This is a genomic window from Agromyces hippuratus (assembly GCF_013410355.1).
Lineage (GTDB): Bacteria > Actinomycetota > Actinomycetes > Actinomycetales > Microbacteriaceae > Agromyces > Agromyces hippuratus.
Window position 1 is genome coordinate 3,699,742 of the sequence record NZ_JACCFI010000001.1, and the last position, 18,688, is coordinate 3,718,429.

18 protein-coding genes and 1 riboswitch are annotated in these 18,688 nt (G+C 71.1%); of the genes, 10 read left to right on the top strand and 8 right to left on the bottom strand.

Annotated elements, in window-relative coordinates:
- Positions 1 to 5 precede the first annotated feature (5 nt).
- Both BJY17_RS17290 and BJY17_RS17295 read right to left on the bottom strand, forming a co-directional pair.
- Positions 6 to 497 (bottom strand): CoA-binding protein, encoded by a 492-nt coding sequence (locus BJY17_RS17290; protein WP_374191138.1) that lies wholly within the window; start codon positions 495 to 497, stop codon positions 6 to 8.
- A gap of 158 nt (positions 498 to 655) precedes the next feature.
- Positions 656 to 1,951 (bottom strand): O-acetylhomoserine aminocarboxypropyltransferase/cysteine synthase family protein, encoded by a 1,296-nt coding sequence (locus BJY17_RS17295; protein WP_179552463.1) that lies wholly within the window; start codon positions 1,949 to 1,951, stop codon positions 656 to 658.
- Between the two features lie 102 nt (positions 1,952 to 2,053).
- Between BJY17_RS17295 and BJY17_RS17300 the strand changes: the two genes are divergently transcribed.
- Positions 2,054 to 2,353 carry an antibiotic biosynthesis monooxygenase family protein gene (locus BJY17_RS17300; RefSeq protein WP_179552464.1) on the top strand — a complete coding sequence of 100 codons (300 nt, stop codon included), beginning with the start codon at positions 2,054 to 2,056 and terminating at the stop codon, positions 2,351 to 2,353.
- A gap of 85 nt (positions 2,354 to 2,438) precedes the next feature.
- Positions 2,439 to 2,503: riboswitch (guanidine-III (ykkC-III) riboswitch) on the top strand.
- A gap of 12 nt (positions 2,504 to 2,515) precedes the next feature.
- Positions 2,516 to 2,842 carry a DMT family transporter gene (locus BJY17_RS17305; RefSeq protein WP_179552465.1) on the top strand — a complete coding sequence of 109 codons (327 nt, stop codon included), beginning with the start codon at positions 2,516 to 2,518 and terminating at the stop codon, positions 2,840 to 2,842.
- Between the two features lie 51 nt (positions 2,843 to 2,893).
- On the opposite strand, the gene BJY17_RS17310 is transcribed toward BJY17_RS17305, so the two are convergent.
- Genes BJY17_RS17310 through BJY17_RS17325 form a run of 4 tightly spaced genes read right to left on the bottom strand, consistent with a single transcriptional unit; the run spans position 2,894 to position 8,271 of the window.
- Positions 2,894 to 3,976, bottom strand: a complete 1,083-nt coding sequence (locus tag BJY17_RS17310) for a LacI family DNA-binding transcriptional regulator (RefSeq protein WP_204460482.1) — start codon at positions 3,974 to 3,976, stop codon at positions 2,894 to 2,896.
- Positions 3,973 to 4,998, bottom strand: a complete 1,026-nt coding sequence (locus tag BJY17_RS17315; protein WP_179552466.1) for a DUF2804 domain-containing protein — start codon at positions 4,996 to 4,998, stop codon at positions 3,973 to 3,975. Before BJY17_RS17315 ends, BJY17_RS17310 begins: the two co-directional genes overlap by 4 nt.
- Positions 4,973 to 6,895, bottom strand: coding sequence for a glycoside hydrolase family 2 protein (locus BJY17_RS17320; protein ID WP_179552467.1), 1,923 nt, complete (start codon positions 6,893 to 6,895; stop codon positions 4,973 to 4,975). Before BJY17_RS17320 ends, BJY17_RS17315 begins: the two co-directional genes overlap by 26 nt.
- On the bottom strand, positions 6,892 to 8,271 hold the full coding sequence (locus tag BJY17_RS17325; protein WP_179552468.1) for an MFS transporter: 1,380 nt from the start codon (positions 8,269 to 8,271) through the stop codon (positions 6,892 to 6,894). Before BJY17_RS17325 ends, BJY17_RS17320 begins: the two co-directional genes overlap by 4 nt.
- Before the next feature lie 207 nt (positions 8,272 to 8,478).
- Between BJY17_RS17325 and BJY17_RS17330 the strand changes: the two genes are divergently transcribed.
- From BJY17_RS17330 to BJY17_RS17345, 4 genes are read left to right on the top strand one after another with little or no spacing between them, the layout of a single operon-like run.
- On the top strand, positions 8,479 to 8,910 hold the full coding sequence (locus BJY17_RS17330) for a hypothetical protein (RefSeq protein WP_179552469.1): 432 nt from the start codon (positions 8,479 to 8,481) through the stop codon (positions 8,908 to 8,910).
- Entirely contained in the window at positions 8,904 to 9,155 is a 252-nt protein-coding gene (locus tag BJY17_RS18675; RefSeq protein ID WP_159441005.1) for a helix-turn-helix transcriptional regulator, read from the top strand. Before BJY17_RS17330 ends, BJY17_RS18675 begins: the two co-directional genes overlap by 7 nt.
- The gene (locus tag BJY17_RS17340) at positions 9,152 to 10,180 is read left to right on the top strand and encodes an NAD(P)-dependent alcohol dehydrogenase (protein ID WP_179552470.1); all 1,029 of its coding nucleotides are present in this window, start codon (positions 9,152 to 9,154) and stop codon (positions 10,178 to 10,180) included. Before BJY17_RS18675 ends, BJY17_RS17340 begins: the two co-directional genes overlap by 4 nt.
- Positions 10,177 to 11,181: an NAD(P)-dependent alcohol dehydrogenase gene (locus BJY17_RS17345; protein WP_179552471.1), complete on the top strand. Its 1,005-nt coding sequence runs from the start codon at positions 10,177 to 10,179 to the stop codon at positions 11,179 to 11,181. The genes BJY17_RS17340 and BJY17_RS17345 overlap by 4 nt, the downstream gene beginning before the upstream one ends.
- Here BJY17_RS17345 and BJY17_RS17350 read toward each other — a convergent pair.
- Complete coding sequence (locus BJY17_RS17350; protein WP_179552472.1) at positions 11,157 to 12,137, bottom strand: YeiH family protein; 981 nt, start codon at positions 12,135 to 12,137, stop codon at positions 11,157 to 11,159. The two genes, BJY17_RS17345 and BJY17_RS17350, sit on opposite strands and share 25 nt — an antisense overlap.
- Before the next feature lie 96 nt (positions 12,138 to 12,233).
- Here BJY17_RS17350 and BJY17_RS17355 point away from each other — a divergent pair, with 96 nt between their 5' ends.
- Positions 12,234 to 13,370, top strand: a complete 1,137-nt coding sequence (locus BJY17_RS17355) for an epoxide hydrolase family protein (protein ID WP_179552473.1) — start codon at positions 12,234 to 12,236, stop codon at positions 13,368 to 13,370.
- 33 nt (positions 13,371 to 13,403) lie between these two features.
- Here the strand turns inward: BJY17_RS17355 and BJY17_RS17360 are convergent, their stop codons facing one another.
- On the bottom strand, positions 13,404 to 14,996 hold the full coding sequence (locus BJY17_RS17360) for a dolichyl-phosphate-mannose--protein mannosyltransferase (protein WP_179552474.1): 1,593 nt from the start codon (positions 14,994 to 14,996) through the stop codon (positions 13,404 to 13,406).
- 52 nt (positions 14,997 to 15,048) lie between these two features.
- On the opposite strand from BJY17_RS17360, the gene rsmI reads away from it, so the two are divergent.
- From rsmI to metG, 3 genes are all read left to right on the top strand, one after another.
- Positions 15,049 to 15,873 (top strand): 16S rRNA (cytidine(1402)-2'-O)-methyltransferase, encoded by an 825-nt coding sequence (gene rsmI / locus BJY17_RS17365; protein WP_179552944.1) that lies wholly within the window; start codon positions 15,049 to 15,051, stop codon positions 15,871 to 15,873.
- Positions 15,874 to 15,988: 115 nt separating this feature from the next.
- A complete protein-coding gene (locus BJY17_RS17370) occupies positions 15,989 to 17,101 on the top strand; it encodes an NADP-dependent oxidoreductase (protein ID WP_179552475.1) in 1,113 nt (370 codons plus the stop codon).
- A 9-nt stretch (positions 17,102 to 17,110) separates the two neighbouring features.
- The gene (gene metG / locus BJY17_RS17375) at positions 17,111 to 18,670 is read left to right on the top strand and encodes a methionine--tRNA ligase (protein ID WP_179552476.1); all 1,560 of its coding nucleotides are present in this window, start codon (positions 17,111 to 17,113) and stop codon (positions 18,668 to 18,670) included.
- Positions 18,671 to 18,688: the final 18 nt, after the last annotated feature.

An 18,688-nucleotide genomic window follows, 5' to 3' on the forward strand; every position in this document is an offset into this window, starting at 1 on the left:
ACTCGTCAGCGAACGGTCTTGCGCGCAGTGATCTGGCCGGTGTCGAAGCCGAGCAGGTGCAGGCCGCCGTGGAAGCGGGCGTGCTCGACCTTGATGCAACGGTCCATGACGACGGTGAGCCCCTGCTCTTCGCCGTAATAGGCGGCCTCCTGGTTCCAGATGCCGAGCTGCACCCAGATGGTCTTCGCGCCCGAGGCGAGCACCTCGTCGACGACCTGCGGGATGTCGGAGCCGCGGCGGAACACCACGACGATGTCGGGCACCTCGGGCAGGTCGGCGAGGCTCGCGTAGGCGGGCTGGCCGAGGATCTCGGTCTCCATCGGGTTCACGAAGTACAGCCGGTAGTCGCTCGACTGCTGCAGGTACGTGCCGACGAAGAAGCTCGAGCGCTGCGGCTTCGGCGAGGCGCCCACGATCGCGACCGACTTCGCCGCGTTCAGGATCTTGAGCCGCTGCTTCGCATCGGGGCCGGTCCAAGTGCGCTGCGACTTCAGCAGCTTCGCGAGCGGCGAGCTCGCCGGCAGCTCGCACGAGAGCCCGTTGACGAGGCGAACGGTCTCGAGGTCGTCGCCTTCGAGGGCAGCGGATGCCGCGCCATCCGTCTCGTTCAGCGCCGTCGTCTGACTCAGCACCGCCGTGCTCGTGGCTTCTGCGGTCATCGTGCTGCTCCCGTCGCGATCGTGAGGGCCTGGTCGAGGTCGTCGATGATGTCCTCCACATCCTCGATGCCCACCGACAGTCGCACAACCCCGGGCAGGACGCCGGCGTCGACGAGCTGCTGCTCGGTGAGCTGCGCGTGCGTGGTGGATGCGGGGTGGATGATGAGCGTCTTGGCGTCGCCGATGTTGGCGAGGTGGCTGGCGAGGTTGACGTTCTCGATGAGCGCCTGACCGACGGCTCGGCCGCCCTTCACCTCGAAGCTGAACACCGAGCCCGGGCCCTTCGGCAGGTACTTCAGTGCCCGGTCGTGGTGCGGGTGGCCGGGCAGGCCGGCCCAGAGCACGCGTTCGATGCGCGGGTCGGCGTCGAGCCACTCGGCGACGGCGCGGGCATTGTCGATGTGCGCCTGGATGCGGTACGGCAGCGTCTCGACGCCCTGCGCGAGCAGGAACGCCGAGTGCGGTGCGAGGGCGGGGCCGATGTCACGGAGCTGCTCGGCGCGGAGCCGCGTGAGGAACGCGTACTCGCCGAAGTTGCCCGACCACTGGAGGCCGCCGTAGCTCGGCACCGGCTGGCCGAACAGCGGGAACTTCTCGGAGTGCCAGTCGAAGCGACCGGACTCGACGACGACGCCGCCGAGCGTCGTGCCGTGCCCGCCGAGGAACTTCGTGGCGGAGTGGGTGACGATGTCGGCGCCCCACTCGATCGGGCGGTTCAGGTAGGGGGTCGCGATCGTCGAGTCCACGATGAACGGGATGCCGTGGGCGTGCGCGACGTCGGCGAGCGCCTCGAGGTCGGCGATCTCACCCGAGGGGTTCGCGATCGTCTCGACGAAGAGCGCCTTCGTCGTGTCGGTGATCGCCGCGGCATAGTCGGCGGCGTCGGCCGATTGCACGAACGTCGTCTCGATGCCGAAGCGGCGGAGCGTGACGTCGAGCTGGGTGATCGAACCGCCGTAGAGGTTCGCCGAGGCGACGATGTGGTCACCGGTTCCCGCGAGGCTCGCGAAGGTGATGTACTGCGCGCTGAGTCCGGAGGCGGTGGCGACGGCGCCGAGGCCGCCCTCGAGGCTCGCGACGCGCTCCTCGAAGCTCGCGACGGTCGGGTTCGCGAGGCGCGAGTAGATGTTGCCGTACTTCTGCAGGGCGAACCGCGCCGCAGCATCGGCGGTGTCGTCGAAGACGAACGCGCTCGACTGGTAGATCGGCAGCGCGCGAGCGCCCGTCACCTGGTCGGGGATGTTGCCCGCGTGGATGGCGCGGGTCTTGAAGCCGTATTCGCGGTCTGCCATGCGGCAACGCTACTGCGGGCCGCTGCGGGCGCGGTTCGACGGCGTAACGCAGGGCAACGGATGTCGCGGAGGACGCGTGCCGCACGCGATACCGTGGGGCTCGTGATCCTCGAACACGCGCTGCTGCCCGTCGTCCCCGGCCGGGAGGACGACTTCGAGACGGCATTCGCCGAGGCGAAGTCGATCATCGCCGGCATGCCCGGCTTCATCGACCTGCGCCTCTCGCGCTCGATCGAGACGCCGAACGAGTACCTGCTGCTCGTGCAGTGGGAGAGCGTCGAGGCCCACGAGGTGGGGTTCCGCGGGTCGGCCGAGTACGGTCGCTGGCGCGAGCTGCTGCATCGGTTCTACGAGCCGTTCCCGGTCGTCGAGCACTTCGCCGAGGTCGCGCGCGCGGGCTGAGCGGGCTGGTGCGAGCGGTCGTGAGCCGCGGCTTCCGCTCGACCTGCTGCACATGGCCTGCACAGGCTGCGTTGCTAGCATCGTGACCAGGTCGCCGACTGCGGCCCCGGACGAGGGATCAGTACCCGGAACGCGACAAGACTGGCCACAGGAGTGAACAAAATGGCCTGGGTCATCCTCATCGTGTCCGGCGTGCTCGAAGCCGTCTGGGCCACCGCGCTCGGCAAGTCCGAGGGCTTCACGAAGCTCTGGCCGTCGGTCATCTTCTTCGGCGCACTCGCCCTCTCGATGGGCGGACTCGCCTGGGCCATGCGCGACATCCCGACCGGCACCGCCTACGCCGTCTGGGTCGGCATCGGTGCGGCGCTCACGGTCGTCTGGGCGATGGTGACGGGCGAGGCGGATGTCTCGTGGATCAAGATCGCCCTGCTGGTCGGGCTCGTCGGCTGCGTCGTCGGCCTCAAGTTCGTCGACGGCGGCAGCCACTAGGCGCGAAGGGCGCCGACAACGCGGCGAGCGGGTCGACCTGGACGCCGCCTGCTACGGCGCCGACGCCCGACGCACCAGCCGGTACGGCGCCTGCTCCACCCGCGTCGGCGAGGCGGGGTCGTCGACGAGGCGCAGCACGGACGCCACCGCGAGACGCGCGAGTTCGCGGAGGTCGGGCGCGATGGTCGTGAGCGGTGGCGTCGCGAACGCCGACTCGGGTGCGTCGTCCCAGCCGGCGACGGCCAGCTGGGACGGTACGTCGATCCCGGCCTCCCGGAGGGCGCGGAGCGCGCCGATCGCGAGCAGGTCGTTCGCGCAGACCAGTCCGTCCAGCCCATCGAGTCCTCGTGGGCGGGTGAGCAGAGCACGGGTGCGGGCGTAGCCCTCCTCGCGCGAGTAGTCGCCTTCGGGGGAGTCGCGGTTCCACGGCGAGATCTCCAGCACGTCAGCCGGGTCGGGCTCGAGGCCTGCCCGCCGGAGCGCCCAGCGGAACCCCTCGAGACGGAGGTCGGCGGCCGCGGCGCCGCTCGCGGCATCCGGCACCGCGCCCAGGAAGCCGAGGCGGCGCCGACCTGACGCGATGAGGTGCGCGGTCGCATCGCGCGAGCTGGTGACGCTGTCGACGACGACCCGGTCGACGCGCGCCGTTCGGATCCGCTCTCCCAGCACGACGAGCGGAGTGCTGCCGCGCGCCGCGGCGAGCTGGTCGTCGCCGATCGACATCGCGCTCAGGATGACGCCGTCCGTGAGCAGCGTGCGGTACCCCGCTACCGCGCGGAGTTCGCGCTCGGGATCGCCGTGCGTCTCGTCGACGACGACGTCGTACCCTGCCTGTTCGGCCGCGCCGACCACCGCGTGCGCGAGCTGCGCGAAGTACGGCAACGACAGGAACGGCACCGACAGCGTGAGCAGGTTGGTGCGCCCGACACGCAGCTGCCGCGCCGCGAGCTGCGGCCGGTAGCCGAGCTCCGCGATCGCGGCCTCGACACGGGACTTCGTCGCCTCGCTCACCGGGACCTTGCCGCTGATCACGTTCGAGACGGTGCGATAGGAGACGCCGGCGATCGCCGCGACATCCTTCAGCGTCGGCGCCGCCGCACGCCGCGCGGACCCGCGCCCCTCTGCGCCGCTCACCAGCGGTTCCTCACGTCCTCGGCCCAGCCCAGGAGCCCGGAGACCTCCACGCGTTCGCCGTCGGCCAGCACCCACCCCGAGTAGTGCCCGAAGCACTGATGCCCGTGCGAGCCGAAGACGATGAGCTCGGTCGCGCTCACGCGGTCCCAGAACGGCTCGAAGCGCAGGTCGGCGGATACCCCGTGGATGCGCCACGGCGCCAACCAGTCGCGCTCGTCGTACTCCCAGTCGAGCTCCTCCTCGATCTTCGAGAGTCGTCCGTCGACGACGACCGCGTTCTCGGTCGAACCCGTGCGGTCGGTCCACTTTCCGCCGAGCTGCAGGCCGATCGTGCGGCCGTCGACGGTGCCCGAGGCGGCACCCCAGTTCCACACCATGCGATAGGGCCAGCGGCCTCTGCCGTGGTCGAGCACTGCCCAGCTCTCGCCGGCAGGCAGTTCGATTCGCTCACGGCGGGCCTCGGCGGAGTCCAGCTCGAGCCAGCCGGTCGCGGGGCGAGCGACGTCCTTCACCGTGTACTGGAATCGCCTCGTCGACCACGGAACGACGACGCCGAGACGCTCGTGCCCCTCGGGCAGCTCGGCCAGGATCTCGAGGCGCGCGCCGTCGACCTCGGCGCGGAGCAGGGTGCCGCCCTCGACCTCCTCCACATCGATCGAGATGCCCTTCGCCCGCGCCCGCGCAGGTCCGTCGCCGAGCGATGCGGGCAGCGTCGCCCCGCCGCCGAAGGGCACGATCGCCGAGCGATCGAGTGTCGCCCCGGTTCGCCGGTCGTGCACGAGGACCGCGTGCACCGCGGCGTAGTCGATCGACGAGACCGTGAGCGCGATGAGGTGCGTGGGCGTGGTCACAGCCCAGTACTCCCAGCGCTTGTTGCGTCCCCAGACCCGGCGTCCGTCGATGCCGGAGGTGTCGTGCAGCGGCGTGCGGCTCCAGCCGACTGCGGCGGGGTTCAGGCTGCCGTCGGGCAGGCACAGGGCGACGGGGGTGGTGAGCTCACGCTCGACGATGGTGCGGGGCATCCTGGACCTCTGGTTCGAATGGAGACTCGGTGGGGGCAACGGGCGATGCGGTCGGTGAGGCGGTGGAAGCGGGGGCGACGGCGGTGGCGAAGCGCGCCGCGAGCTCGGCGTTCACCTCGCGCACCCGGTCGGCGCGAAGCTTCAGCACGGTCCGGTCGGCGGTGACGAGGCCGTTGAGCTCGTCCTCGACGTCGCTGAGCTGCGTGTAGACGTAACCGCTCAGCCCGGCGTCGACGGCGGGTCCGACCTCGATGCGATGCAGCGCGACGAAGGCGTCGGTGAGATCGTCGATCGTGCGGTAGCGGCGGTAGCCGAACTCCCGCGGACCGAACTCGTGGCCGGGCAGTCGCAGGCTGTAGCCGCCGTACTCCGAGACGACGATCGCCCGCCGCTCGGTCCGCCACGCCCGCTCGGGCCTGATCCGGCGGAAGTACACGTGGAGGCTCCGCAGGTCGCCGCCGCCCTGGTCGTGCCATCCGCTCGCGTGATCGATCACCCGATCGGGGTCGAGCGCGCGCAGCCGGTCGACCGCGTCGAGCGCGTCGAACTGGCCCCAGCCTTCGTTGAACGGCACCCAGACGACGACGCTCGGCGCGTTGCCGAGGAGGCGCACGGTCTCGTCGAGCTCGGTGCGGAAGTCGGCCCGGCCCACGGCGTCCTGCCGGCCGAACAGTCGGTGCCGTCGGTCGTCCAGGCGCAGCGGCAGCTTCACCGGCACGGTCACGACAGCGGGGTGGTATCGGCGGCCGCCGTTCACGAGATCCTGCCAGACCAGCATGCCGAGACGGTCGCAGTGGTGGTACCAGCGCAGCGACTCGACCTTGATGTGCTTGCGCAGGGCGTTGAAGCCGAGCGACTTCATCTGCTCGATGTCGTGCACGAGCGCCGCGTCGGATGGCGGCGTGTACAGGCCTTCGGGCCAATAGCCCTGGTCGAGCACCGCCGCGTGCAGGATCGGCTCGCCGTTCAGCATCAGCCGGGGGCGGCCGTGCGCGTCGGCCGCGACGCCGACCGAGCGCATGCCGAAGTAGCTCTCGACGCGGTCTTCGCCGAGCCTGACTTCGAGGTCGTAGAGGAACGGGTCGTCGGGGTGCCAACGGTGGGGGCCGGGCAGCGGCAGGCGCATCGGCCGGCCGGCCGGCCCGGTCGCTCGCGCGACCTCCCGGCCGGCGTCGAGGACGACCACCGTCGCCTGGGGTGCGTCGGCCGGGCGAGGGCGGTCGGATGCCACGGGCTCGGGCTCGGACCCGCCCGCGCCGACCTCGACCAGCACTTCGACCTGCTCCTCGTCGAGCAGCGGCCGAACGCGGAGCTCCCGCACGTGCACCACCGGCACCCGCTCGAGCCACACCGTCTGCCAGATGCCGGATTGAGCGGTGTACCAGATGCCGCCCCGGCGAAGCGCCTGCTTGCCGCGGGAGTGGTAGGACGTGTCGCTCGGATCGACCACGTCGACGACGAGTTCGTGCTCGGCGCCGTCGCCGAGCGGGGCCGTCACGTCGATCGTGAACGGGAGGTAGCCGCCCGAGTGCTCGCCGACGACCTCGCCGTCCACGATGACCCGGCATCGCTGGTCGACGGCACCGAAGTGGAGCAGCAGCCGGCCTCCGTCGGACCCGCCCGGGACCTGGACCGTCCGCCGGTACCAGAGACGCTCGTCGGGCTGCAGCTGACGCCCCACGCCGGACAGCTCGGCCTCGGGGGAGAACGGGACGACGATCCCGCCCTGCCACGTCTCGGGGATCGGCGGCGCCGCGATGTCGGCGCCCGCGGTGAACGCGTACGACCACACGCCGTTCAGGTTCAGCCAGTGCTCCCGCACGAGCTGCGGCCGGGGGTATTCGGGCAGCGGGCGCTCGCGGTCGAGGTCGCCGGCCCAGGGCGTGCGCCGGCTCATGCGCGGTCCGCCGGGGTTGCGGCCAGGGCCTTCTCGCCGCGCCGCAGCATCCGTGCACGCAGCATCGCGAGCGGTGGCACGACGACGAGCACGACGGCCGCCGCCAGGAAGATCTCGGGGCCGGGCACCGGGTGCGAGACGCCGAGGTCGACGTAGGTGTGGTCCGCGCCCGAGATCACGGCGGCGCCGATCGCCGGGCCGATCAGCATCGGAATCAGGATCGCCATGATCATGCGAGCGCCCTGCACGCCACCCGCCCGGTCTTCGGGGGTGCGGTCGCGCGTCATCGCGGAGACCGCGGCCACGGAGGCCATCATGCCGGCCATCATCACCGTCGCGGCGGCGATGACGCCGGTCATCTCGCGCACGAAGGTCATGGCGATGAGGCCGGCGGCGAACGCTCCGACGGCGTACGGGAGGAACCGGGGCTTGCCGATCCGGTCCATGAGGCGCCCGCCGGCCACGCTCAGCGCCGAGGCGAGCAGCAGCACGACGCCGAGCACGATCGCGTATCCGTCGAGCGCGAGCGAGTAGCGCAGGTAGATGAGCACGTACGGCAGGAAGACCTGCGAGCTGATCCCGACGACCGTCCAGATCGCGAGCGTCAGGAACAGGGCGGGTTCGCGTCGGACGGTCTGCGGACGAAGCCCCTCGAAGATCGCGCGCAGCACGCCGTGCGGGTGCTTCGCCACGCCGCGGTCGCGGACCAGGAACCAGGCGGCGATGCCGGTGATCACGGTGATCCCGCCGACGATGCCGAAGAACAGCCCCCACTGACCCGACTGCGTGAGCGGGTCGAGGAGCACGAAGACGAGCAGCATGCCGATGAGCGGCATGATGGCGAGCCATCCGTCGACGCGCCCGCGGTTGGCGGGCACCGTCGAATCGGTGACCCACGCGGCGAAGGCCGCATCGTTCGCGCCGGAGCCGATGAAGCTCATGACGCAGTCCAGCGCGATCACGGCGATCACGGCGGTCGCGGTCGCCGCGGCGGCCGTCGATGCACCGGATGCCCCGTCCGAGAGCGCCCCGGACGCGCCTCCGCCGACGAGGCCGAATGCGGCCGTGACGAGACCCCAGACGATGTAGCCGATGGCGACGAACTCGCGTCGACGGGCGAGTCGGTCCGACCAGGCGCCGAAGAGCAGCGTGGCCGCCGTCGCGGCGACGGCGCTCGCTGCGACCATGATCGCGATGATGGCGGGGTCGGTCGAGATCGTGTCGTAGACGAACAGGTTGAGGTACATGTTCTCGATGACCCAGGCGAGCTGCCCGACGAGTCCGACGGCGAGGATGGCCGTCCACGTGCGGCCGCCGAGATGCGGGGCGCGGAGCGCGTCGATGCGCCGAGTGCCGATGGTGTCCGGGGTGGGCATGTGCGGTGGTTGCTCCTCGCCGGTTTCAACGTTGAAACCGCGACCACGATAGCACCGGCACGACCCCACGACCGTCGTCCTGAGAGGCCAGGTCGCCGACGCAAGGAGGCCGTCGCGATGCCTCAGGTGTCAAGAATGCTTGACACGATGTCGAGAATTCTCTACATTGGCAATGTCAAACATTTCTGACATTTCGAGGAGGACCACATGTCGTACGAGGAGAAGGGCACGTGGGTCTACCTCGTGGTCGCCGTCGTGGGCAGCACCGTGTACCTCTCGCTCATGCTGCCGCAGCTGCTGAACGGCACCGCGGCCGAGCAGATCGACTACGTGCCGGCCATGCTCTGGGTCATCGGCGGCGCGATCGTGGCTTCGATCATCGGGCGCATCCTCGTCGAGATCCTCTCGCCGAGCGAGAGCACGCGCGGCGATGTGCGCGACAAGGAGATCGACCGGCTGGGCGAGCGCGTCGGCAGCTCGTTCGTGGTGATCGGCGCCCTCGGCGCGCTCGTGCTCGCGATGTTCGACGTCGACGGCTTCTGGATCGCGAACACCGTCTACCTCTGCTTCGTGCTCTCCGCCGTCGTCTCGAGCATCACGAAACTCGTCGCCTACCGCAGGGGAGTGCCGACGTGGTGAAGCCGACGAGGGTCACGAACGACATCCGCTCGCTGCGGTTCCGGGCCGGCGAGATGACCCAGGCCGAGCTCGCGAAGCGTCTCGGCGTGACCCGGCAGACCGTCATCGCCATCGAACAGGGGCGCTACTCGCCGTCGCTCGAGATGGCATTCCAACTCGCGCGGATCTTCGGGGTGCCGCTCGACGACGTCTTCCAGTACCCCGATCACGACGCGGCGACGGACTCGGAGGAGTCGGCATCATGAGAATCGCAGTGTACGAACGATACGGTCCGCCCGAGGTGCTGCACCTGCAGGAGGCAGCCGAACCCACGATCGATGCGAGCGAGGTGCTCGTGCGGGTCGAGGCGAGCACCGTCGGCCCCTCCGACAGCGCCGGGCGCAGCGGCACCCCGCGCTTCGCCCGCCTCTTCTTCGGACTCACGAAGCCGAAGCACCCGGTGCTCGGCTCCGACTTCGCCGGCGTGGTCGAACGCGTCGGCGACGACGTGACCCGGTTCGCGCCGGGCGACCGGGTCTTCGGCACGTTGGCGCCGTCGATGGGCGCGCACGCCGAACTGGTCGTGATCGCCGAGGACGCACCGATCGCGCACCTCCCCGCAGGGCTCGACGCCGCAGGGGCGGTCGCGACGGTCGACGGGTTCCTCACCGCACTGCCCTTCCTCCGCGATCTCGCCGGGGTGGCGCCCGGCCAGGTCGTGCTCGTCAACGGGGCGTCCGGCACGGTGGGCTCGGCGGCGGTGCAGCTCGCGAAGCACTTCGGTGCGACGGTCGTCGGCGTGTGCAGCGCCGCGAACGCACCGCTCGTCACCTCGCTCGGGGCCGATCGGGTGATCGACTACACGCGCGAGGACTTCACCGAGGCCCGCGGGGCATACGACGTGATCTTCGACACGGTCGGCAAGCGCTCGTTCGGCGCCGCCCGCCGCGCGCTCGCACCGCACGGCATCTACCTCACGACGGTGCCGTCGGCCGCGATCATGGTGCAGTGGCCGCTCACGCGCTGGTTCAGCCACGGGCGGCGGGCGGCGATCGCCTTCACGGGGCTCCGAGACATCCGGCTCAAGTCGGCGGAACTCGCCCTGCTGGTCGAGCTCATCGAGGCGGGTGCGTTCGTGCCGGTCGTCGATCGGGTCGTCGCCTTCGCCGACATCGCCGATGCGCATCGCCGCGTCGACACCGGACGCAAGGCCGGCAGCGTCGTGGTCGAGATGGCGCACGCGGCGTCTGCGTCGTCGCCCGCTCCGTCTCCGAAGCCGGTCGCGGCATGAGGGCGATCGTGCAGCACCGCTACGGCGGCCCCGACGAGCTCGCGCTCGCCGAGGTCGACGCGCCGGAGCCCGCCGCCGACGAGGTGCTCATCCGCGTCGCGGCGGTCGCCGTCAGCATGGGCGACGTGCTGCTCATGCGCGGCGAGCCGAGAGCGGTGCGCCTCGCGTACGGCCTCCGGCGACCGAAGCGGCCGATCATCGGCCGGGATGTCGCGGGCGAGGTCGTCGCGGTCGGCTCCGCCGTCACGCGGTTCACGGTCGGCGACCCCGTCTTCGCGGAGTCCGACCAAGGTGGCTTCGCCGAGTTCGTCGCGGTCCCCGAGCGGTTCATCGCCGCACGGCCGGCCTCCGTCGACGCGGTGCACGCCGCGGCGGTCGTCGTCTCGGGCACGACGGCGCTGCAGGGCCTGCGTCTCGCGGGCGTGGCGGCCGGGCAGCACGTGCTCGTCAACGGCGCCTCCGGCGGCGTCGGCGGGTTCGCCGTGCAGCTCGCGAAGGCCGAGGGCGCCGAGGTGACCGGAGTCTGCCGCGGTGCGAAGGCCGAGCACGTGCGGGCGATCGGCGCCGACCACGTGATCGACTACACGGGCGAGGACTTCACCGAGCACGCCGGTCGCTACGACGTCGTCTTCGACCTCGTCGCCGACCACCCGCTCGGCCGGGTGCGCCGTTCGCTCACGCCTCGGGGCACCCTCGTGCTGTCGTCGGGTCGGGGTGGCACGGTGCTCGGTCCGATGCTGCGGATGGCCGCGGCATCCCTCACCTCGCCGTTCGTGTCGCAGCGGCTCCGCCCGCTGGCAGCCGTGCGCAGCGGCGACGACCTCGCCGAACTGGCGCGGCGCATCGACGCCGGCGAGCTGCGCCCCGTCGTCGACCGGGTGTTCCCGCTCGAACAGGCGGCCGCCGCGGTCGCCATGCTCGAGTCGGGCGGGGTGCGCGGCAAGGTCGTCATCGCCGTGAGCGCCGGTGCAGGCGCTCAGCCGAGCAGCACGGCGCCGTAGGCGAGGCCCGCGACGAGCACCCACGAGGTGAGGCCGACGACGAGCGCCCGCCATCCGGTGCTCGCGAGCTCGCCGAGCCGGATCGAGGCGCCGAGCGCGAAGAGCGCCATCGCCAGCAGTGCGGTCTGCAGGGTGTCGGCGCCCGACAGCAGCCACTCGGGCAGCGGCACGAAGGTGTTCAGCAGCACGGCGGCGAGGAACCCGGCGACGAAGAGCGGCACGATCGCCGGGCGCGGGCCCTCGACCTCGACCGCCCGTCGCCGCTCGACGGCGGCGGTGATCGCGACCATGGGGGCGAGCATGAGCACCCGGGTGAGCTTGACGACGACGGCGACCGCCAGGGCGGCGGTGCCGGCGATCTGCGCGGTCGCGACCACCTGGCCGACGTCGTGCACGCCCGCCCCGACCCAGTGCCCGAACTGCACGTTCGAGAGGCCGAGCGGATGCCACAGCGCCGGCAGCACCGCGATCGCGAGGGTGCCGCACAGGGTCACGAGGGCGACCGGCACGGCCTGCTCCTCATCGCGGGCGCGCACGGCGGCGCCCATCGCGCCGATCGCCGACGCGCCGCAGATCGAGAACCCGCTCGCGACGAGGAGCGGCTGGTGACCGGGCAGGCCGAACGCCCGGCCGAGGCCGATCGTGCCGACGAAGGTGAGCACGACGACCGCGACCGTCGTCGCGATCGTGACCCAGCCGAGCGATGCGATGTCGACGAGGCTGAGCTTGAGGCCGAGCAGCACGATGCCGATGCGGAGCAGCCGGCGGGCGGAGATCCGCAGCCCGGGCGCGAGCGGGCCGGTGAGCGCGGGGCGGAGCGCCGGGACCTGGCCGACGACGATGCCGAGCGCGACCGAGGCCGTCAGCAGCGGCACCGCGGGGAGCGCGAGGTGGCAGAGCCATGCGATGAGGGCCGCGGATGCCGCGACGACGAGTCCCGGCAGCAAACGACGCACCTCACAACGCTAGCCGACGGTCGCCGGTCTCCATCGGCGGCGGTCGGCCGCCGTTCGAGGCGGTCCGTCGTCGGCGGTCCGCGGTAGCGTCGCCGCATGGAGCCGTTCACGGTCGACCTCGCCGACGATGTGCTCGTCGATCTGCGCGATCGCATCGCCCGGCGCCGCCTGCCGGCGCCGACGCCGGGAGCCCCGTGGTCGGCCGGCACCGATCCGGCCGAACTCGAGCGCCTGCTCGCCTACTGGGGCGGTGCGTTCGACTGGCGCTCGATCGAGCGACGGCTGAACGCCGTGCCGCAGTTCACCGCCGACGTCGGCGGTGGTCGCGTGCACTTCGCCTGGATCCGCGCGGAGCAGCGCGTTCCCGCACCGGTGCCGATCATCCTCACCCACGGCTGGCCGTACACCTTCGCCGAGATGCTGCCGATCGTTCCCCACCTCGTCGACCCGGCGCGTCACGGCGGCAGGCCCGGCGACACCTTCGACGTGGTCATCCCGTCATTGCCCGGTTTCGGGTTCTCCGATGCGCCGGGCGAGGCGCGCTTCGTGGCGAACGAGATCGCCGAGCGGTGGCATGCGCTCATGCACGACGTGCTCGGCTACGAGCGCTACGCGAGCTACGGCGAAGACGTCGGCACCTGGATCAGCGACTGGACGGCGGCGCTGCACCCCGAGTCGGTGCTCGGCCTCTTCACGACCCACGCCGCGTTCCCCTCGGCCGAACGGCGCGACGACCTCACCGAGGAGGAGATCGGGTTCCGCGCGTGGCTCGACGCGAAGTGGCTCGGCGAGTCGGCCTACAGCGAACTGCAGTCGACGAAGCCCGACACGCTCGCCGCGGCGCTGAACGATTCGCCTGCCGGCCTCGCAGCCTGGCTCGTCGAGAAGTTCCGCACGTGGAGCGGCGGCGACGAGGCGTACCGCGCGGCATGGAGCGACGACGACGTGCTGACGACAGTCACGCTGTACTGGGCGACGCAGAGCATCGGCACGTCGTTCCGCGCGTACTTCGACGACCGGTTCGACACGGTGCCGATGCCGCTCGTCGAGGTGCCGGTGGGTGTGGCCGTGCAGTACGGCGAACGCGGGTTCCCGCAGAGCTGGGCCGCACGCACGTACCGGGACATCCGCGCCTGGCAGCAGCTGCCGAGCGGCGGGCACTTCACGGTCAAGCAGTCGCCCGAGCTCGTGGCCGGGGCCATGCGGGAGTTCTTCAGGCCGCTCCGCGAATGAGGCGGGTCGTCGCGCGCGGGTGAGTCCGGGCGCTCAGCCCCAGCTCGGCAGCCAGAAGTGCAGCTGCCGGAACGTCGGCGTGACGGGCATGCCCGACCAGATCGGGAAGAAGAACGCCGAGACGGCCAGCACGAAGGCGAGGAAGATGACCACGACGGCGATGCCGCGTTCGCGTCGCCAGTGCGGATCGTCGCGGCGTCCGAGCACGAGCCCGATCACGAAGACGAGCGCGAGCAGCATGTACGGTTCGAACGCGATCGAGTAGAACTGGAACACCGTGCGGTTCAGGTAGCCGAGCCACGGCAGGTAGCCCGCCGCGAGCCCCACGAGGATCAGTCCGACCTGCCACTCGCGGTACCGCACCAGCCGGTAGACCAGGTAGAGGCACGCCGCCGCTGCGGCCCACCAGATGAGCGGATTGGCGATCTCGATGATCGACGACCAGCAGGTGTCGGCGCCGCATCCGGCCGATCCGTCTTCGCTCGAGGAGAAGTACATGTTCGTCGGGCGGATCATGAAGAGCCAGGTGAGCGGATTCGACTGCCACGGATGCGGGCTGTGCACGCCGACGTGGTAGCCGTAGGCCGCCTCGTGGTAGTGCCAGAGACTCTGCAGGGCGAGCGGAACCCACGAGAACGTGCCGGTCGCGGCGTTGCCCGCCTCTTCGGCCCAGTGCCGGTAGTACCCGCCGTCGGTCACGAGCCATCCCGTCCACGACGCGAGGTAGACGACCGCGGCGACGGGCACGAGGAGGAGGAAGGTGACCGGGCCCTGCTTGAGGATCGACGCCGACAGCCAGAACGGCACCCCGGCGCGGCGGCGGGCGACGGCGTCGACGACGACGAGGTAGATGCCGAACGCGGCGAGGAACCAGAGGCCCGACCACTTCACCGCGGTCGCCGCGCCGAAGGCGACGCCGGCGGCGACCACCCACGGACGGGCCCAGAGCGCCGGCCCGTAGTGCGGTTCGAGTCCCCAGTCGCGCGCCGCCGCCAGCCGTTCCTCGAGCAGGCGGGTCGACCGCGCCCGGTCGAGCAGCACGAACCAGAACCCGAGCAGGGTGAAGAACATCACCCAGTTGTCGAGCAGTGCGACGCGCGACATCACGATCGCATTGCCGTCGACCGCGAACAGCAGGCCGGCGATGACCGCGAGGATCGTCGAAGCGAAGAGGCGGCGGGCGATCACCGTGATCAGGAAGACCGCGATCGTGCCCGCGAGCGCGGTCGAGGCGCGCCACCAGCACGCGTCGCCGGCGCCGAACGCGGCCATGCCGAGGGAGATCATCCACTTGCCGAGCGGCGGGTGCACGACGTACGAGGCGGCGTCGTTGAAGATGTCGGTGTCGCCCGCCGCGAAGTCGGCATCGGCGTCCTTCGGCCACGTCGATTCGTAGCCGTTGTGGAGGAGGGTCCACGCGTCCTTCACGTAGTACGTCTCGTCGAAGACGATCGCCTGCGGATGACCGAGGTTCCAGAACCGCAGCACCGCGGCGATGAGCGTGACGAGGATCGGGCCGCCCCAGTACCAGAGCGTTCGCCGGCGCGGCGTCGACAGCACCCGGGCCCACCAGTCGTCGAGCCGGGTGCCCCGGCGTTCCTCGACCGGATCCGGCTCCACTCCCATGCGCCCAACCCTAAACGAGTCCGGCCGACGGGCGAGTGTCATGCTTGAGACCATGATCATCCTCGCGGCGACGCCCATCGGCAATCTCGGCGACGCTTCCGCCCGTCTTCGCGACGCCCTCGAGACGGCGACCGTCATCGCCTCGGAGGACACCCGGGTGACGCAGCGGCTCCTCGCCGGCCTCGGCATCGAGAACCGTCCGAAGCTCATCGCCCTGCACGAGCACAACGAGCGGCAGAAGGCGGCCGAGCTCGTCGAACTCGCCCGCGACACCGACCTGCTCGTGCTCAGCGACGCCGGCATGCCGACCGTGTCCGATCCCGGATTCCCGCTCGTGGCGGCGGCGGCCGACGCGGGTGTCGAGGTCACCGCGCTTCCCGGGCCGTCGGCCGTGATCACCGCGCTCGCCGTGTCAGGGCTGCCGACCGACCGGTTCGCCTTCGAGGGGTTCCTGCCGCGCAAGGCGGGGGAGCGCAGCCGTCGCCTCTCCGAGCTCGCGGGCGACCGCCGCACGCTGCTGTTCTTCGAGGGGCCGTCACGGCTCGCCGCGAGCCTCGCCGCGCTCGCCGAGGCGTTCGGCGCCGACCGGCCCGCAGCCGTCTGCCGCGAACTCACCAAGATGTACGAAGAGGTGCGCCGCGGCCCGCTCGGCGAACTCGCGACGTGGGCGGAGAACGGCGTGCGGGGCGAGATCGTGATCGTGGTCGGCGGCGCAGCCGAGCAGGAGGCGAATCCCGAGAACGCGCTCGCGCGGGTGCTCGAGCTCGCGGCATCCGGCACCCGGTTGAAGGATGCCGCGGCCCTCGTCGCCGCGGAGAGCGGGCTGAGCACGCGCGACCTCTACGAGGCGGCACTGCAGGCGCGCAAGCGGGGCTGACGCGGGCAGTGCGGCGGCCGCGCCTACCGGGAGCGGGCGCCCCTGTCCAGCCCTGTCGGATTCCTCCCGGCAGGCGGAGAATGGCACTATCCGTAGAGCGGTGGAGGTGCGAGAGATGACTCACGATCCGACCCACGACCTGGCTCACGTCGTCCGGTTCTCCGAGCACGGCGGACCCGAGGTGCTCGAGGTCGTCGCAGAGCCGATGCCGGTGCCCGGGGAGGGCGAGGTGCTCGTCGAGGTGTTCGCGACCGGGCTGAACCCCGTCGAGAGCGCGATCCGGCGCGGTGACCACCCCGAACGCTGGCCCGTGAGCTTCCCCTCGCTGCAGGGCCGGGACCTCGCGGGCGTCGTCGCCGCGACGGGCCCCGGTGTCTCATCGTTCTCGCACGGCGACGAGGTCATGGGGTTCGTCGATCGGGGCGCACACGCGACCCATGTCCTCGTGCCCGAGGCGCAGTTGCTGACGAAGCCGCCCGAGCTCACCTGGGAGGTTGCGGGCTCGCTCTACGTTGCGGGCACCACCGCGTGGACGGCCGTCGAGGGGCTCGCGCTGACGCCATCCGACACGGTCGTCATCACGGCGGCAGCGGGCGGCGTCGGATGCCTCGCCGCCCAGTTCGCCCGCATGCGCGGCGCCACCGTGATCGGCACGAGCATCGAGACCCGGTTCGACTTCCTCCGCCAGTTCGGCGTGCTGCCCGTCGAGTACGGACCCGACCTGGCCGAGCGGGTGCGGCCGGTCGCGCCCGGGCCCATCACCGGCTTCCTCGACTTCCTCGGCGGCGAGACCGATGCGGCGATCGCGCTGGGAGTGCCGCGATCGCGGATCCTCACGGTGCTCGACTGGGACGCCGTGCAGGAGGAGGAGGCGGTCAAGCTCTACGCCGGTGACGTCGTGGCGCTCGGCCGCGTGGCGGCGCTCGTGGCCGCGCGACGCGCACGGCTGCCGATCGCCGACGTCTTCCCGCTCGAATCCGTCGCCGACGCCTATCGGGCGCTCGACCGGCGCGAGGCGCCCGGCAAGATCGTGCTCGGCATGCGGATCGTCGACTACCCGGGGCAGAAGGTGCACGAGCCGGCGATCAAGGAGCAGGACGTGACGCTCGGCGTGCCGACCCCGCACCAGCACATGGAGGTGGAGGAGGCGGTGCCGCCTGCCATCCTCGACGGGAGCGTTCGCCGCCGACGGCGTAACCGGGACTCCGGGACATCCGCTCGCCCGTAGGATTGGGGAATGGCCGACGGCTCCTCGTTCTATATCACCACGCCCATTTTCTACGTGAATGACGTGCCCCACATCGGGCACGCCTACACGGAGGTCGCTGCCGACGTGCTGGCGCGCTGGCACCGCCAGGCGGGCGACGACACCTGGATGCTCACCGGCACCGACGAGCACGGCCAGAAGATCCTGCGCACCGCAACCGCCAACGGCGTGACGCCGAAGCAGTGGGCCGACAAGCTCGTCGCCGAGGCGTGGATCCCGCTGCTCGAGACGGTCGACATCGCCAACGACGACTTCATCCGCACCACTGAGGAGCGGCACGAGCAGAACGTGCAGAAGTTCCTGCAGAAGCTCTACGACGACGGCCACATCTACACCGGCGAGTACGAGGGCTACTACTGCGTCGGCTGCGAGGAGTACAAGCAGCCGTCCGACCTCGTCGCGGGCACGGGGGAGTACGAGGGCCAGCAGGTCTGCGCGATCCACTCGAAGCCCGTCGAGCTGCTGCACGAGAAGAACTACTTCTTCCGCATGTCGGCGTTCGCCGACAAGCTGCTCGCGCTCTACGAGGAGCGCCCCGACTTCGTGCAGCCCGAGTCCGCGCGCAACGAGGCCGTCTCGTTCGTGAAGTCGGGCCTCGCCGACCTCTCGATCTCGCGGTCGACGTTCGACTGGGGCGTGAAGGTCCCGTGGGACGAGTCGCACGTCGTCTACGTGTGGTTCGACGCGCTGCTGAACTACATCACCGCGGTCGGCTACGGGCAGGACGACGAGGAGTTCGCGCGTCGCTGGCCTGCTCAGCACGTCATCGGAAAGGACATCCTCCGCTTCCACGCCGTGATCTGGCCGGCCATGCTCATGGCCGCCGGACTCGAGGTGCCGAAGGGCGTGTTCGGCCACGGTTGGCTGCTCGTCGGCGGCGAGAAGATGTCGAAGTCGAAGCTCACGGGCATCGCCCCCGAGCAGATCACCGAGACCTTCGGCTCCGACGCGTTCCGCTACTACTTCCTGCGCGCGATCGCGTTCGGCCAAGACGGCTCGTTCTCGTGGGAGGACCTCGCGGCGCGCTACCAGGCCGAGCTCGCGAACGGCTTCGGCAACCTCGCCTCGCGCGTCGTGGCCATGATCAACCGCTACTGCGACGGCACCGTGCCCGCCGCGGGCACGCTGACGGCGGCCGACATCGAGATCGCGGCCATCGAGCGCAGGGCGACGGATGCCTCATGGGAGGCCATCGACCGCCTCGCGATCCACGAGGCCATCGGCGCCGCGTGGGAGCTCGTCGACGCACTCAACGGCTACCTCACGATCGAGGAGCCGTGGAGCCTCGCGAAGGACCCGGAGCAGCGCGACCGGCTCGAGACGGTGCTCGCCACGGCGTACCACGGACTCGGCACGCTCGCCGTGCTGCTCTCGCCGGTGCTGCCGGTCGCGACGGCGAAGCTCTGGACCGCGCTCGGCGCGCCCGGCACCGTGCAGGAGCAGCGCATCGACCGCGCGCACGAGTGGACGACCGGCACGCAGGTCACGCCGCTCGAAGGGCTCTTCCCGCGCGTCGAGGTGGCCGAATGACGCGGCTCGGAGCAGCAG

Excerpts from the sequence above, each read along its gene's own strand:
- BJY17_RS17295 (WP_179552463.1), bottom strand. The coding sequence starts at position 1,951 with ATGGCAGACCGCGAATACGGCTTCAAGACCCGCGCCATCCACGCGGGC.
- BJY17_RS17325 (WP_179552468.1), bottom strand. The coding sequence starts at position 8,271 with ATGCCCACCCCGGACACCATCGGCACTCGGCGCATCGACGCGCTCCGC.
- rsmI (WP_179552944.1), top strand. The coding sequence starts at position 15,049 with ATGATCATCCTCGCGGCGACGCCCATCGGCAATCTCGGCGACGCTTCC.
- BJY17_RS17340 (WP_179552470.1), top strand. The coding sequence starts at position 9,152 with ATGAGAATCGCAGTGTACGAACGATACGGTCCGCCCGAGGTGCTGCAC.
- BJY17_RS17345 (WP_179552471.1), top strand. The coding sequence starts at position 10,177 with ATGAGGGCGATCGTGCAGCACCGCTACGGCGGCCCCGACGAGCTCGCG.
- BJY17_RS17360 (WP_179552474.1), bottom strand. The coding sequence starts at position 14,996 with ATGGGAGTGGAGCCGGATCCGGTCGAGGAACGCCGGGGCACCCGGCTC.
- metG (WP_179552476.1), top strand. The coding sequence starts at position 17,111 with ATGGCCGACGGCTCCTCGTTCTATATCACCACGCCCATTTTCTACGTG.
- BJY17_RS17370 (WP_179552475.1), top strand. The coding sequence starts at position 15,989 with ATGACTCACGATCCGACCCACGACCTGGCTCACGTCGTCCGGTTCTCC.
- BJY17_RS17330 (WP_179552469.1), top strand. The coding sequence starts at position 8,479 with ATGTCGTACGAGGAGAAGGGCACGTGGGTCTACCTCGTGGTCGCCGTC.
- BJY17_RS17355 (WP_179552473.1), top strand. The coding sequence starts at position 12,234 with ATGGAGCCGTTCACGGTCGACCTCGCCGACGATGTGCTCGTCGATCTG.
- BJY17_RS17305 (WP_179552465.1), top strand. The coding sequence starts at position 2,516 with ATGGCCTGGGTCATCCTCATCGTGTCCGGCGTGCTCGAAGCCGTCTGG.
- BJY17_RS17320 (WP_179552467.1), bottom strand. The coding sequence starts at position 6,895 with ATGAGCCGGCGCACGCCCTGGGCCGGCGACCTCGACCGCGAGCGCCCG.
- BJY17_RS17315 (WP_179552466.1), bottom strand. The coding sequence starts at position 4,998 with ATGCCCCGCACCATCGTCGAGCGTGAGCTCACCACCCCCGTCGCCCTG.